Source organism: Streptomyces sp. NPDC017056, assembly GCF_044332485.1.
GTDB lineage: Bacteria > Actinomycetota > Actinomycetes > Streptomycetales > Streptomycetaceae > Streptomyces.
Window position 1 is genome coordinate 396,192 of record NZ_JBIRPD010000006.1, and the last position, 13,587, is coordinate 409,778.

The following is a 13,587-nucleotide window of genomic DNA, read 5'->3' on the forward strand; positions in this document are numbered from 1 at the left end:
GGGCTACTTGAAGGCGTCCGGGTGCAGCTGCCCGGCCAGCGACCGGACGGCGTCCGGTACGCGTACGCCGAGCACCGCGCTGGACAGCGGCAGCACCGCGAACCGCTTGTTCTTGACGGCCGGTACGTCCTGGAGGGCCGGGTCGTCGAGCAGCCGCTTCTTCTTGGCCTCGACGGTGGTGCCGCCGTAGTCGTAGATCACGATGATCTCGGGCTTGCGCTCGACGATCTGCTCCCAGGAGACGTCGATCCAGGTCTTGGCGGTGTCCGCGAACACGTTGCGGCCGCCGGCCAGCGAGATGATCTCGTTGCCGATGCCCTTGCCGCCCGCGGAGTGCACCGAGCTGTCGCCGCTGTCGTAGACGAAGACGGAGGCCGGTTCGGTCCCCTTGAGCTTGTCCTTGGTGGCGTCGATCGTGGCTTCGGCCTTCTCGACCATGGCCTCGGCGCGGTCGCGTACGCCGAAGGTGGCGCCGACCTCGCGGATCTCCCGGGCGAGCTGCTGCACTCCGGTCTTGCCGTCCGTGCAGTACTCGATGTTCAGGCGGGTGTTGATGCCGGACTTCTCCAGCGCGGACCGTTCGCGCCCCTCGGCCTTGTCGAAGGCGCTGGCGTAGCCGCCGTAGACGAAGTCGGGGTTGGCGCCGAGCAGCGTCTCGTAGGAGGGGTACTCCTTGGCGAGGACCTTGACGCTCTTGTAGTCCTTCTCGTACTGCGGCAGCACCTTGTCGTCGAGGTAGGCGGTGCCCGCCAGCCGGTCCTTGAGGCCGAGGGCGAGCATGATCTCGGTGGCGTGCTGGTTCATGGTCACCACGCGCTCGGGCGGTGCCTTGAAGGTGGTGCGTACGCCGCAGTTGTCGACGGTGTACGGGAAGCCGGCCGCCTTGGCCGTGGCCCCGCCGGACGCCTTTCCGTCGCCGCCACCGCTGCCGCAGGCGGCGAGCGGCAGCAGGAGCGCCGCGGTGATGAGCGCGCGCAGCGCTCCGTGGGACCTGGACATGGCCGTGCCTCCTCCGGGGGATCCGCGTCCCCTGGTAGTGGTGCAGGCGGCAGGTCAGTTCCTGGCTCCCAGGCCGTGCGGCCTGGTCACAGTGGCGGGACCGTCCCGGATTCGCACCGGGTTCCTGGGTCCTGCCGCCCGAGGTGATGCGGCACAGTGTGTCAGGCGGGCGGACGGCGTCCGCCGCCGCGGTGGTCAGTAGGCGTCGACGACCTGGACGTCTTCCTCCGTGACCACGCCGTCCACGATGCGGAACGAGCGGAACTGGAACGGGCCCGCGTCGTCCGTGTCGGCCGTGGAGACCAGGACGTAGTGCGCGCCGGGCTCGTTGGCGTAGGTGATGTCCGTACGGGACGGGTACGCCTCGGTCGCGGTGTGCGAGTGGTAGATGATCACCGGTTCCTCGTCCCGGTCGTCCAGCTCGCGGTAGAGCTTGAGCAGGTCCGAGGAGTCGAACTCGTAGAACGTGGGCGAGCGGGCCGCGTTGAGCATCGGGATGAACCGCTCGGCGCGTCCGCTGCCGGCCGGGCCCGCGACCATGCCGCACGCCTCGTCCGGGTGGTCCTTGCGGGCGTGGTCCACGATCTGGTCGTACAGGGCCTTGGTAAGGGTCAGCATGCACCCCAGAATAGGCAGGCGGGCCGCTCCGTACCGAACGTTGGTACGAACCGGCCCGCATGCCGGACAGCCCGCCGCGAGCGGGCCGCCCTCAGTCCTTCCGGCCGCCCTTCGAGGCGGTCTCGGCGACGGCCGGAGAACCGGCCTTGCCGAACATGTCGGGGTTGCGGGACTTGAGCACCAGGTAGCTGACGCCCAGGACCGCCGCCCAGACCGGTGCCGCGTACAGCGAGACCCGGGCGTCCGGGTCCACGCCCATCATCACGATGACCATGCCGATGAAGGCCAGCGCGAAGAGCGAGGTGTACGGGGCGCCGGGCGCCTTGAACTCGGACTGCGGCAGCTCGCCACGGTCCGCCTTGGCCCGGTAGCGCAGCTGCGAGACCAGGATCATGATCCAGGCCCACATGCCGGAGATCGTCGCGAAGGAGACGACCAGGTCGAACGCCTTGCCCGGCCACTGGTAGTTGATCCAGACGCCGAACAGCATCATCGCCACCGAGACGCCGGTGCCCCAGGTCGGCAGGCCGTTCTTGCTCAGGCGGGTGAACAGCTTGGGGCCCTGGCCGTTGAGCGCGAGGTCGCGCAGCATCCGGCCGGTGGAGTACATGCCGGAGTTGGCCGAGGACAGCGCCGCGGTGAGCACCACGAAGTTGACGATGGCCGCGCCGGCCGGCAGGCCGATCTGCTGGAAGGCGGCGACGAAGGGGCTCACGCCCGGCTTGAAGACCGTCCAGCTGACCACGGACAGGATGATGATCAGGGAGCCGATGTAGAACAGGCCGATCCGCCACGGGACGGTGTTGATGGCCTTGGGCAGGACCTTCTTCGGGTTGGTCGCCTCGCCCGCGGTGACGCCGACGAGTTCGACCGCCAGGAAGGCGAACATCACGATCTGCAGGGTCATCAGCGTGCCGCCGATGCCCTTGGGGAAGAATCCGCCGTCCGACCACAGAAGGCTGAAGGAAGCGGTGTCGCCGGCGTCGGAGAACCCGAGGGTGATCACGCCGAGACCGATGAGGATCATGCCGATGATCGCGGTGACCTTGACCATCGAGAACCAGAACTCCAGCTCACCGAAGAGCTTCACGGAGATCAGGTTGATGCCGAAGAGGGCGACCGTGAACACCAGGGCCGAGGCCCACTGGGGTATTCCCTTGTTCCAGTACTGCACATAGGTGGCTGCTGCAGTCACTTCCGTGATGCCGGTGACCACCCAGAACAGCCAGTACGTCCAGCCGGTGACGAATCCCATGAACGGGCCGAGGAATTCGCGGGCGTACTCCGAGAAGGAGCCCGACACCGGGCGGTACATGAGCAGCTCGCCCAGGGCCCGCATGATGAAGAAGATGACCAGGCCCACGATCGCGTAGGCCAGGATGATGCTCGGTCCGGCCTTCGAGATCGCCTTGCCCGCTCCGAGGAACAGGCCGGTTCCGATGGCGCCACCAATGGCGATCATCTGGATCTGCCGGTTTCCCAGCCCCCGCTGGTAACCCTCTTCCGAGGCAGATCCCGCGGCAACGCTGCCGCCGGCTTTCTTTTCGACCTGCACAGAGGTCATGTGTGGTGCGCCCTTCTCCATTCCGACCCGGTCTGCCCGGATCGGGTTCCGATCCCCCCGGATGGAGTTCCTGCACGCCGACGGTCGGCCGGCCAAGCGCTCCCGGAGTGACAGGGGTGGCGTCACTCACGGCAGGTCGTGAACATGTATCACGGCCCCTTGGGTATCTACCAGTGATGTCTTGGGGCCGAGCACAAGAAAAGTAGGATAAATGCTGGAATGCCCTGGTGGGTAATCCGGGCCGGTGACGCGATCGTTATCCGGATTTGAGCGTCCGTTGAGCGGTACATCAAGATCGGGACATCCGGGCGTGCTGGCGCGCGGCGGCCCGCCCCTCCGGGTCAGGCCGTCAGCGTCTCGATGAGGCTCTCCTGGAGCCCGCCCAGCCACAGGTACGCCATCACCATCGGCTTGCGCGGATCGGTGTCCGGCAGCCGCAGCAGCTCACCGCTCTCGTCCTCGTCGGTGACCTCCAGGCGCGTGCCGATGGCCAGCCGGAGGTCGTTCAGCGCCCCCAGCCACTGCCGCGACTCGTCCGGCTTCAGACGCAGCACGGCGCCGCCCACGGCACCCTCCCCGTCCCCGCCGGACCCGCCGACCGGGCCGAGCGCGTCCAGGGCCCGTACGACCGCGAGCGCGTCCTCCCGCTTGCGGGCCCGCAGGTCGTTCTCCGTGTAGCGGCGGAACTCGGCCGAGGCGGCGTGCGTGGCGTCGTCCGGCACCGTGTCGGGCCCGCCGTAGGCGTCGGGGAAGAGCCGGGCCAGCGCCGGGTCGGACGGCGGCTCGCTGGGGCCGTCGGTGAACAGCGCGGCGAGCGGGTCGTCACCCTCGGCCGCCTCCTCGCCGGGGCCGATCAGCTCCATGAGCTGTACGGCGAGGCTGCGCAGGATGGAGATCTCGACCTCGTCGAGGGGGGCGGCCGCGCCGCCGCCCGGCAGGGGCTCGAAGTGGCCGGCCATCAGCGGTCCTGCGTGAGGGTCGCCCACAGGCCGTAGCCGTGCATCGCTTGCACGTCGCGCTCCATTTCCTCGCGGCTGCCACTGGAGACCACCGCCCGTCCCTTGTGATGGACGTCGAGCATGAGCTGGCGGGCCTTGCCCTTCGAGTAGCCGAAGTAGCTCTCGAAGACATACGCCACATAGCTCATGAGGTTGACGGGGTCGTTGTGCACCAGAGTGACCCAGGGCACGTCCGGCTCGGGCACCTCGAAGGGTGCCTCGCTGGACTCTGGTCGCTCGATCTCCACGGGGGCGCTGAGCGCGCAGCGCGTCGATCGAAGGGCGATGGTGGCAGACGGGTCGGCGCTCACGGTCTCCATGCTGCCACCCGTGGTGGGGCATCGCACAAACGGCCCGGGGAAATCGTCAAAGTGACGAGTATGGGAGGTAGCATCCTCACCATGAACACAGCAGACCTGGGGCTGCCGGTGGCCGTGCCGTCGACTGCGCTCTTCACCGACCAGTACGAACTCACCATGCTGCAAGCCGCGCTGCGCTCCGGCACCGCCGACCGCCGCTCGGTCTTCGAGGTCTTCACCCGCCGCCTGCCCGAAGGACGCCGCTACGGCGTCGTCGCCGGAACCGGCCGGGTCCTGGACGCGGTGGAGAACTTCCGCTTCGACGAAACGATTCTCGGCTTCCTGCGCGAACGCGGCATCCTCGACGAACCCACCCTGGCCTGGCTCGCCGACTTCCGCTTCCGCGGCGACATCTGGGGCTACCCGGAGGGCGAGGTGTACTTCCCCGGCTCGCCGATCATGCGCGTGGAGGGCACCTTCGCCGAAGCCGTCCTCCTGGAGACGGTGATCCTCTCCATCCTCAACCACGACTCCGCGGTCGCCGCCGCCGCGTCCCGCATGGCCGTCGCCGCCGGCGACCGGCCGCTCATCGAGATGGGCGCCCGCCGCACCCACGAACTGGCCGCGGTCGCCGCCGCCCGTTCGGCCTACGTCGGCGGCTTCCACTCCACCTCCGACCTCGCCGCCGGCTTCCGCTACAACATCCCCACGGTCGGCACCAGCGCCCACTCCTTCACCCTGCTGCACGACAGCGAACGCGACGCGTTCCGGGCACAGGTCGACTCGCTCGGCAGCGGCACGACACTGCTCGTCGACACCTACGACGTCGCCGAAGCGGTCAGGACCGCCGTACAGGTCGCCGGCCCCGGCCTCGGCGCCGTACGCATCGACTCCGGCGACCTGCTGCTCCTCGCCCACCGGGTCCGCCAGCAGCTCGACGAGCTGGGCGCCCGCGACACGAAAATCGTCGTCACCAGCGACCTGGACGAATACGCCATCGCCTCCCTCGCGGCCGCGCCGGTGGACGCGTACGGCGTCGGCACCCAGCTGGTGACCGGCAGCGGACACCCCACCGCCTCGATGGTCTACAAACTGGTCGCCCGCGCCGACAGCGACGCGCCGGACGCGCCGCTGCGGCCGGTGGCCAAGAAGTCCATGGGCGGCAAGGCGTCGCTCGGCGGCCGCAAATGGGCCGCACGCCGGCCCGACGAGCACGGCGTCGCCGAGGCCGAGGTCATCGGCACCGGCCCCGTACCGCCCGAACTCGCCTGCCGGCAGATCCCCGTCCCGCTCGTCCGCGACGGCGAGGTCGTCGCCCGCGAGCCGCTGGACGCGGCACGGGAACGGCACATCGCGGCGCGGGCCGGACTGCCGATGTCGGCGAACCAGCTGTCGCGGGGCGAGGCGGTGCTGCCGACGGAGCACGTCTAACGTCTGGCCCTGGCGGGGTGGGCGCCTGTGGCCCGGACCGGCCGGCCGGTCCGGCCAGTCCGGCCGGGTCGCCCCCCGGCGGGCCCCGGCTGCGCCTGCGGGCCCCCAGTGCCCACTCCCGCTCGGCGGACGTAGTGGCTACCCTCGGTCACATCGCTCCGCGCCCACTCCCCCCGCTCTCCAGCCGGAAGGCTCGCACCATGCACCGGGCATTGATCGTCGTTGACGTACAGAACGATTTCTGCGAGGGCGGCAGCCTCGCCGTGGCCGGCGGCGCGGATGTGGCTGCCGCCATCACCGACCTGGTGGGGCAGGCCGCGGGCGTCGGCTACCGGCACATCGTGGCCACCCGGGACCACCACATCGACCCCGGCGACCACTTCTCCCCCCGCCCCGACTACGAGACGAACTGGCCCCCGCACTGCGTGGCCGGCACCGAAGGCAGCGGCTTCCACCCGAACTTCACGCCGGCGGTCGCCTCGGGGGCGGTCGACGCGGTCTTCTCCAAGGGCGCGCACAGTGCCGCTTACAGCGGCTTCGAAGGCGTGGACGAGAACGGGCGCCCCCTGGCCGACTGGCTGCGCGACCACGGGGTCACCGAGGTCGACGTGGTCGGCCTCGCCACCGACCACTGCGTACGGGCCACGGCACTGGACGCCCTGAGCGAAGGCTTCCGGACGCAGGTGCTGCTCGACCTGACGGCGGGGGTGGCGCCGGGGACGACGGAGCGGGCGCTGGAGGAGATGCGGGGGGCGGGGGTGAACCTCACGGGGAAGCCGGTGGTTAGCGGAGTTCGGTGAGGTTTGCGTTTCGCGCTTGCGCGCGGTTTTGCGCTTGCCTGGTTCGCGCTTCGCGCGATTGCGCGTTCCGTCCGGTGGGTGGGGGGCCGGGGCCCCGCAGGGGTCACTCCTCACCGCAGTCGCGGAAGCCTTGTCTGGAAAGCTGAACCTGGTGTTGCGACGTGTCGGCTGCGGGGAGCCCCCTGCGTGTCCCCGGCCCCGGGGACGGAGCGCGACTACCCCGCCGTCGTGGCCGAGGCCCCCCAAAGGGGGCAGTTCTTTGCCTCTCCCCCGGGTGCCCGGTGACGACATCGCACCTGGTTGCTGCGCTGCTGGCTGTCTTTTCCCTCCCCCACCCCCACTCGCGCGGGGCTGCCGAACCGGCCGGAGGGGGCGTGCAGGGGGGTGTCCCCGCAGCCGACAGCTCGCAACGCCAGGTTCAGCGTTCAAGACATGGTTCGCGCGAGTGCGGTGAGGAGTCACCCCCCTGCGCGGCCCCGACCCCAAACGAAACCAGTTGCACCCCGCGCGAAGCGCAAAGCCCGCGCGCAGCGCGCTACCTCAGCAACGCAGCTATCGGATGCCAAGACTCCGTGTCATCCTCCGGCGTCTCACGCCAAACCAGCCCATCCGGGTGATGCAACACCGCCGTGATCTCATCCGGCGTAGGCGGCACCGTGTTGCCGCGTAGGTATACCGACCGAAGCCCCAGGTTGCGCAGCCTGGTCAGGGCGCGCTGTCGGTTGACCGCGTGGACCAGGACACGCACGCGGTGTCCGTTGTTGCCCGGTCTGGGCAGCGCGAGGGCGACCACCACGCTCCCGCCTGGGAGCCTGGTGAACCCACCTCCGGTGACAGGCACGGTTTCCCCCGTGAGACTCGGCGTCAACAAGAACTCGCACGATGCATCTAAACGCGATCGGCCGCCGCCCGCTAGGGGGCGGCGGCCGATTGGGGTCTGACCTGGGGGTTTACCGGCTACTTCGCGGAGGGGCCGACCTGGAGGGTCACCGTGGAGCCGTCGTGGGCCTCCTTGGCGATCTTGATACGGGTGTTGGTGTCAGCAACGATCACGCCGCCGGTCGGGTTGGTCTCGTCGTAGTAGACGCCCTTGCGGTCGTCGAAGACGGTCACGCCGGGCTTCGACTTGATCTTGGTGACCTTGCCGTCCTTGTGGAGGACGAGCGCGTCCGTGCGCTGCCGGGTGAAGGTCGAGTCGTAGGACTGGAAGCGGTTGCGCATCAGCTTGCCGTCCGACCACTTCTCGGCCTGCGGGTGCGCGTCGACCGGCAGGATCTGCCCGTAGCCGGGGTGCTGGCCGACGTTGTTGTCCGGCTGCGAGGTGTCCCACAGCCAGATCAGGACGCCGTTCTGGTACGGGAAGTGCTCGACCCACTGGGGGCGGGTGGACGCCCATCCGAAGTTGTACGGGCCCGACTTGAGGGTTTTGTCGTACGAGACGTACTGGCGGTTCTCGGCGATGTAGTAGCGCGGGTAGTCCTTGGTGAAGGACGCGCCGATGCGCGAGAAGCCCTTCGCCGTCCAGCCGTTGTCGCCGGCCTCGGCGCCGTCCGTGAACAGCGGCGTGCCGTCGGCGGTCACCGTGATCGCGTCGGCGGCGAAGCCCTTCTGCGCGGCGCCGCCGTCCGTCTGGTAGCGGAAGCGGAGGTCGATCTTCTTGCCGGCGTAGGCGTCGAGCGGGAAGACGAGGTCCTTGTAGGCGCCGGAGGTGCCGGTCAGGGCGGGCTTGTCGCTGCCGTCGCGGGTGATCGGCTTGCCGTCGGCGGTGCCTTCCAGCGGCGTGTAGTTGGCGCCGCCGTCCGTGGAGACCTCGGCGTAGGCGAAGTCGTAGTTCTGCTCGATGTCCCACCAGCCCTTGAGGGTCAGGGCGGCCTTCTTCTTGCCGGTGAGGTCGACGGGGCGGGACAGGGTGTTCTTCAGGTCGTTGCCCATGCCGCTCCACCACTGCTGGGTGCCTTCGGCGGGCTTGACGACGTCGGTGCGGACCGTCTTGGCGGGGAGTTCGACGACCAGGGCCTGCTTGTTCTTGGTGTTGTACTCGGCCACGCCCAGCGTGTGGGTGGACTTGGTGGCCGCCTTGGCCTTGTCGTAGTTGAGCCAGCCGAGCTGGAGCTTGTCCCAGGCGCTCATGTCGCCGGGGAGGTCGCCTATGGAGTCCTTGCCGGTGCCGAGCCAGGAGCCGCCGGACATCAGGGACCAGGAGTCGACGGAGGATTCGCCGGTGCCGGTGGTGTCGTACTCGTCGGGCAGGCCGAGGTCGTGGCCGTATTCGTGGGCGAAGACGCCGAGGCCGCCGTTCTCGGGCTGCATCGTGTAGTCGCCGACCCAGATGCCGGTGTTGCCGATCTGGGTGCCGCCCGCCTTGTTGCCCGCGGGGCCGGTGTGGCCGGAGTCGCTGCCGTACGCGTACCAGCGGTGCGCCCAGATGGCGTCGGTGCCCTGGGCGCCGCCGCCCGCGGACTCGTCCTCGCCGGCGTGCACGATCTGGAAGTGGTCGATGTAGCCGTCGGGCTCGTTGAAGTTGCCGTCGCCGTCGTGGTCGTAGCGGTCCCACTGGTCGTACTTGGCGAGGTCGGCCTTGATCTGGGCGTCGGTGCGGCCCTTGGCCTTCTGGTCCTCGGCCCAGCGGTTGACGCCGTCGCGGATCAGGTCCCAGGCGCTGGCGCAGTTGGTGGAGCCGCAGAAGTTTGACCCGTAACGGGCCTCGTTCCAGTCGACCTTGACCCAGTCGGAGACCTCGCCGTCGACCGAGTAGCGGCCCGAGGACTGCTTCTCGTAGTACTTGGCCAGGGACTCCTTCTTCTTGTCGTGGGAGAAGTAGAGGTCCTGGAAGTGCTGGCGGTTGTAGTCCTTCTTCCAGGCGGTGGAGTTGTCGTTGCGGCGGTCGGGCTGCGCGATGGTGTTGTGCGCGGGTCCGGGCTTGCCGCCGTACTTCTTCACCGGGGGCTTGGGGCCGTCGCCGTCCGGGTCGTACATCGTGGTGTCGTCGACCTTGTCGCCGAACTCGACCAGGATGGTGAAGATCTTGTCGGTCTTCTCGCGGGCGAGTTCGACGTACTTGCCCCGGTCCAGCTTCACGACCTGGGAGGCGCCGCGCCGGGTGGGCTTGGCGTCGCCGGATATGACCTGTTGGAGCGCTTCCTTGCGCTGGGCCGCCTGCTGGTCGCTGAACGGGCCCTTGAGGTCGTGGTCGACGGCCTGCTTGGCGGCGGCACCCGGGTCCTGCCGCTGGACGGCGAGCGGCCGGGGGCCGTCGTCGGCCTGCGCCGTCGCGCCGGAAGACAGGGCGGCCGCCCCGATCGCGGCGGCGGCCGTGGCCAGGGCGGCCGGTCTGAACGCCCGTCTCTTGGCTCTCACTTGGCGCATTCCTCCCCTATGGAAACGGTCACTGGATGCCAGCATTTGACCGGAAGGGGGAGGGAAAAGACAGATCTTGACTTGGGCACGTCAGGGAAGTACGGTTTTCGGTCTTCTGATTGCGGCTATCGGACAGCTTGGTGAACGTTTTCGTACGTGCCCGCACCCCCCGGGGCGGCTTCCGCCCGCCGCGCCGTGCGTGCGCCAACTGACGTGCCGATCAGGTCCGTTCAAACCAGGGATGATTCCGTGCGCCCCCTATGCTCCGGAACCGTGGGTTAGGTCACGCTTACCGCCAGTTCCGCTCGGGCAGTAAGGACCGTAGAGTCGTTTGACGGCGCGCCCCTGTCGACCACACCCCTGCCGACCTCTTGAGGACGGATCCGCCATGCCTCGTCCGACTGCCGCACAGCTCGCCTACGGTTCGGCCACCGTCGTCTTCGCCACCCTCGCCATGCTGCTGCTCTCCCAGACGCAGACCGGGGTCGGGATCGCGGTGATCGCCATCGCCGGTCTCGCGCTCGGCCTGCTCGTCGCCATGACCGCGCCGCTGCCGGGCACTTCCCGCGTGGCGCGCCGTACGGCCGGCGGCTCCGGCGCTGCCGTACGGGTGCCGGCCGCCCACCGCACGGTGGCCGCCCGCTTCCCGCGCCAGCGTACGCACGCGGGCGTCTCCTCCGAGGCGCGCGTCAGCGAGCATTCCCGTTAGTCCCGGCGTCCGTGTTCGGTGGACGCGCGGAGGCGGCCGGGCACCGCTCATAAGAGGGGTGCGCCGACCGCCTGTTGACGTATCGGTGCCGTAGGGGGGCCGGGGTGTCCGGGCGCCCGCCGTCAGACCGTGGAGACCACCACGGTCTTCGCCGCCTTGTCGTGCAGGCACTGCTGGTACGGCCTGTCCCAGGTGCACCACAGGACGTTGACGAGCCAGAAGAGGAACCCGCAGCACGGCACGATCTCGGGCAGCGTGTAGACCGCCGCGCGCACCCAGCCCGCCTGTCCGGCCGGCACCGCGCCGTTCTCCAGCATCCCGACCCGGATCTTCATCGCCATCTTGCCGACGGTCTGGCCGCGGCTGGTGAGCATCAGGCCCTCGTAGACGAGGTAGACGAGCATCGTGACGAGGGAGACGGACGCCTGGCGTCCGGTTTCCGTGCCGTCGGTCGTCCAGTAGTCGAACCCGCCGACGATCGCGCTCATGATCAGGCCGACCGGTACGCAGACGATGATCCAGTCGATGATGCGGGCGACCAGGCGGCGGCCGCGGCCCGCGAGCGGCGGCATCCCGGCCAGCGGGTCGGCGGCACCGTACTGGTCGCCGTACGGATTTCCCCCGTACGGGTCCCCGCCGTACGGCGGCGGAGGCATCCCCCCGGGCGGCGGGCCGCTGCCCGGAGGCGGGGCGCCGCCTCCGTACGGGGCGCCGCCGGCGGGCGGTTCACCGTACGGCGTGCCGTTGGAAGGCCGGTCGTACGGGGAGCCGCCGTACGGAGAACCGCCGGAAGGTTCCTGCCCGTACGGAGAACCGCCCGACGGCGGTTCCTGCGGCTTCTTCAGGAACGGGTCGTCCTCCGGCGGCTCGCCGCCGGAACCGGGCCTCGGCTGGTCGGTGCTCATGGCCCGAGTCGAACCCGGGCCGCCGGTCCCCGCATCCGGCGAGGGCCGGGCGGGTGACGCGGCCGGGCGGGCGGCCTACTTCTCCGCGACGAACGTCCGCGCGAACTTGTCGTGCCAGCACTGCCGCCACGGCCGGTCGAACAGGCACCACACGGCGTTGACGACCCCGACGGCCAGGACGCCGAGCACGCCGTACACCAGCCACCGCCTGATCACCGAGGCCAGGGGCGGGGTGTCGTGGCTCTCGATGTCCAGCACCTTGACGCCGCACAGCTTCTTGCCGAGCGTGTGGCCCCACTTGACGGTGGGCAGCACCTCGTACAGGCCGCCGCCGATCAGCAGCACGGCGAGCACGATGGCGAGGTAGGGGCCGGTCGTGCCGTCGAGCAGGTAGACCGTGACCTGCCGCCCGGACTGCTTGGCGGCCTCGACCTTGGCGTCGATGTGCTCGGTGGCCGGACCCCACAGCGGTACGGCGGCGGCGCCGGTGATCGCGGCCAGGACGAGCGTGTCGATCAGGCGGGCGGCGAACCGGCGGCCCAGAGGGGCCGGACGGCCCTGCGCCTGCGCGGCCGCCAGGAACGGGTCCGAGGTCGGCGGCTTCCAGGGGACGACGCCCTCGGGCGCGCCGCCGTCCTGCTGCGGCGGGAATCCGGAGAAGGGCGCGCCCTGGGCCTGCTGCGGTACGGGGGCGTGCGGCTGCGGAGCGGGCTGGGGCGCCGGTGCGTGCGGGGCCGGAGCCTGGGCCTGGGGTGCCTGCTGGACCGGGAACGGCTGGTGCTGCACCGGCGGCGCGACGGGCCCGGGCCCGTGCTGCGGCTGTACGGGCCCGCGCGGGGCTTGCTGTGCCGGGCCCTGAGTGGCGGGCGGCGGACCGCCGGGCCCCGGGCGGCCGGGCGCCTGCTGCGGACCGGAGACGGCCGGCGGCTGCTGCGCGGCGGTGGACGGCAGGGGCTGCGGGGCGGTGGTCCCCGGTACGGGCGAAGCGGGGGCGCCGCCGGGCGGCGGCGTGACCCGGATGGCCATCGTGTCGTTGCGCTTGCCGCCCGCGTCGCCTCCGGGCCGTACGGCGCGGATCGTGGTCGTGCCGTGGTCGCCGCCGCCCCGCGCGCCGTCGTCGTCCCGTACGGCGCGGATGGTGACCGTGCCCTCCGGGCGCGGCGCGTCCTCGCCAGGGGGTGTGGCGGCCGCTTCGGGCTCCTCACGCTGCGGCGGCAGCCCGGCCTGCTGCTCCTCGGGCGAGCCCCAGGAGATACGGCGGCCCTGGTCGCCGCCGAAGCCGTTCTGCCGGGCGGTGTCGGCCTGCCACGCGGTGGCGGGGCCCGCGGCCTCGGTCAGGCGGCCGTGCCCGTCCTCCTCGTCGAGGAAGACCGGGCCGGTCTCCTCCACGGCGGGGGCCGGGGCGGGGGCGGGGGCCTGGGTGGTGGCGCCGGGCGGCGGCGCGGGCATGGCCTCGCCCTCGGCGGGCGCCGGGCGGCTGGTGCCCGGCACCCAAGCGGCACCGTTCCAGTACCGGATGTAGCCGGGGATGGACGGGTCCGGGTAGAAGCCTGGCGTGGGGCTGCCGCCGGCGGATCCTGAGGAAGGGGCGCTCATGTCCGTATTCCCGTATCTGTTCTCGGCCTGGTGTGGTGGGTGGGGCATGTGCAGTCTGCCGCAACGCAGCGTCCACATCTATCAGACCGAGGGCCGGCGCCGCCGTGCCGCCCGCGCGGGACCACCTGGAAGAGGCCCGCGAAAAAAGTTGTGCGAAGTCGCGTAATGGTCCGGGCGCTGCGGCCTCTATCCAGGTGTGGGCCCGGTACGAGGGGTCCGCAGCAGGTACAGACAGAGAGGCGGACCGCATGCACACCGTGGTGGAACGAGAGCTGGAGCTGGGTCTGGTCCTGTCGCCGGAGCGCAGCATT

General features: G+C 70.4%; 12 protein-coding genes and 1 riboswitch. Of the genes, 3 read left to right on the top strand and 9 right to left on the bottom strand.

Annotated elements, in window-relative coordinates:
- Positions 1-3 precede the first annotated feature (3 nt).
- From ACH4OW_RS14205 to clpS, 5 genes are all read right to left on the bottom strand, one after another.
- Positions 4-999, bottom strand: a complete 996-nt coding sequence (locus ACH4OW_RS14205; RefSeq protein WP_398027628.1) for an ABC transporter substrate-binding protein — start codon at positions 997-999, stop codon at positions 4-6.
- A 55-nt stretch (positions 1,000-1,054) separates the two neighbouring features.
- Positions 1,055-1,126, bottom strand: a riboswitch (cobalamin riboswitch).
- A 68-nt stretch (positions 1,127-1,194) separates the two neighbouring features.
- Complete coding sequence (locus ACH4OW_RS14210; protein WP_360123214.1) at positions 1,195-1,617, bottom strand: M67 family metallopeptidase; 423 nt, start codon at positions 1,615-1,617, stop codon at positions 1,195-1,197.
- 91 nt (positions 1,618-1,708) lie between these two features.
- The gene (locus tag ACH4OW_RS14215; RefSeq protein WP_398027631.1) at positions 1,709-3,181 is read right to left on the bottom strand and encodes an amino acid permease; all 1,473 of its coding nucleotides are present in this window, start codon (positions 3,179-3,181) and stop codon (positions 1,709-1,711) included.
- Between the two features lie 341 nt (positions 3,182-3,522).
- Positions 3,523-4,140: a DUF2017 domain-containing protein gene (locus ACH4OW_RS14220; RefSeq protein WP_360123220.1), complete on the bottom strand. Its 618-nt coding sequence runs from the start codon at positions 4,138-4,140 to the stop codon at positions 3,523-3,525.
- Positions 4,140-4,499 carry an ATP-dependent Clp protease adapter ClpS gene (clpS, locus tag ACH4OW_RS14225; protein ID WP_360123223.1) on the bottom strand — a complete coding sequence of 120 codons (360 nt, stop codon included), beginning with the start codon at positions 4,497-4,499 and terminating at the stop codon, positions 4,140-4,142. The genes ACH4OW_RS14220 and clpS overlap by 1 nt, the downstream gene beginning before the upstream one ends.
- Before the next feature lie 81 nt (positions 4,500-4,580).
- Here clpS and ACH4OW_RS14230 point away from each other — a divergent pair, with 81 nt between their 5' ends.
- Entirely contained in the window at positions 4,581-5,909 is a 1,329-nt protein-coding gene (locus tag ACH4OW_RS14230) for a nicotinate phosphoribosyltransferase (RefSeq protein ID WP_398027634.1), read from the top strand.
- A 200-nt stretch (positions 5,910-6,109) separates the two neighbouring features.
- Positions 6,110-6,709, top strand: a complete 600-nt coding sequence (locus ACH4OW_RS14235; RefSeq protein WP_360123229.1) for an isochorismatase family protein — start codon at positions 6,110-6,112, stop codon at positions 6,707-6,709.
- 535 nt (positions 6,710-7,244) lie between these two features.
- Here the strand turns inward: ACH4OW_RS14235 and ACH4OW_RS14240 are convergent.
- Together ACH4OW_RS14240 and ACH4OW_RS14245 are read right to left on the bottom strand one after the other, a co-directional pair.
- Positions 7,245-7,550, bottom strand: coding sequence for a hypothetical protein (locus ACH4OW_RS14240; protein ID WP_398027636.1), 306 nt, complete (start codon positions 7,548-7,550; stop codon positions 7,245-7,247).
- A 116-nt stretch (positions 7,551-7,666) separates the two neighbouring features.
- Entirely contained in the window at positions 7,667-10,066 is a 2,400-nt protein-coding gene (locus ACH4OW_RS14245) for an immune inhibitor A domain-containing protein (RefSeq protein ID WP_398027638.1), read from the bottom strand.
- Positions 10,067-10,454: 388 nt separating this feature from the next.
- Between ACH4OW_RS14245 and ACH4OW_RS14250 the strand changes: the two genes are divergently transcribed.
- A complete protein-coding gene (locus ACH4OW_RS14250; RefSeq protein ID WP_360141086.1) occupies positions 10,455-10,775 on the top strand; it encodes a hypothetical protein in 321 nt (106 codons plus the stop codon).
- 122 nt (positions 10,776-10,897) lie between these two features.
- Here ACH4OW_RS14250 and ACH4OW_RS14255 read toward each other — a convergent pair whose 3' ends face one another.
- Together ACH4OW_RS14255 and ACH4OW_RS14260 are read right to left on the bottom strand one after the other, a co-directional pair.
- Positions 10,898-11,680 carry an RDD family protein gene (locus tag ACH4OW_RS14255; protein ID WP_360141083.1) on the bottom strand — a complete coding sequence of 261 codons (783 nt, stop codon included), beginning with the start codon at positions 11,678-11,680 and terminating at the stop codon, positions 10,898-10,900.
- Between the two features lie 75 nt (positions 11,681-11,755).
- Complete coding sequence (locus tag ACH4OW_RS14260; RefSeq protein WP_398027641.1) at positions 11,756-13,276, bottom strand: RDD family protein; 1,521 nt, start codon at positions 13,274-13,276, stop codon at positions 11,756-11,758.
- Positions 13,277-13,587 lie beyond the last annotated feature (311 nt).

Coding starts and splice junctions, on each gene's coding strand:
- ACH4OW_RS14255 (WP_360141083.1), bottom strand. CDS start 11,680: ATGAGCACCGACCAGCCGAGGCCCGGTTCCGGCGGCGAGCCGCCGGAG.
- ACH4OW_RS14215 (WP_398027631.1), bottom strand. CDS start 3,181: ATGACCTCTGTGCAGGTCGAAAAGAAAGCCGGCGGCAGCGTTGCCGCG.
- ACH4OW_RS14260 (WP_398027641.1), bottom strand. CDS start 13,276: ATGAGCGCCCCTTCCTCAGGATCCGCCGGCGGCAGCCCCACGCCAGGC.
- ACH4OW_RS14235 (WP_360123229.1), top strand. CDS start 6,110: ATGCACCGGGCATTGATCGTCGTTGACGTACAGAACGATTTCTGCGAG.
- ACH4OW_RS14205 (WP_398027628.1), bottom strand. CDS start 999: ATGTCCAGGTCCCACGGAGCGCTGCGCGCGCTCATCACCGCGGCGCTC.
- clpS (WP_360123223.1), bottom strand. CDS start 4,499: ATGGAGACCGTGAGCGCCGACCCGTCTGCCACCATCGCCCTTCGATCG.
- ACH4OW_RS14210 (WP_360123214.1), bottom strand. CDS start 1,617: ATGCTGACCCTTACCAAGGCCCTGTACGACCAGATCGTGGACCACGCC.
- ACH4OW_RS14230 (WP_398027634.1), top strand. CDS start 4,581: ATGAACACAGCAGACCTGGGGCTGCCGGTGGCCGTGCCGTCGACTGCG.
- ACH4OW_RS14250 (WP_360141086.1), top strand. CDS start 10,455: ATGCCTCGTCCGACTGCCGCACAGCTCGCCTACGGTTCGGCCACCGTC.
- ACH4OW_RS14220 (WP_360123220.1), bottom strand. CDS start 4,140: ATGGCCGGCCACTTCGAGCCCCTGCCGGGCGGCGGCGCGGCCGCCCCC.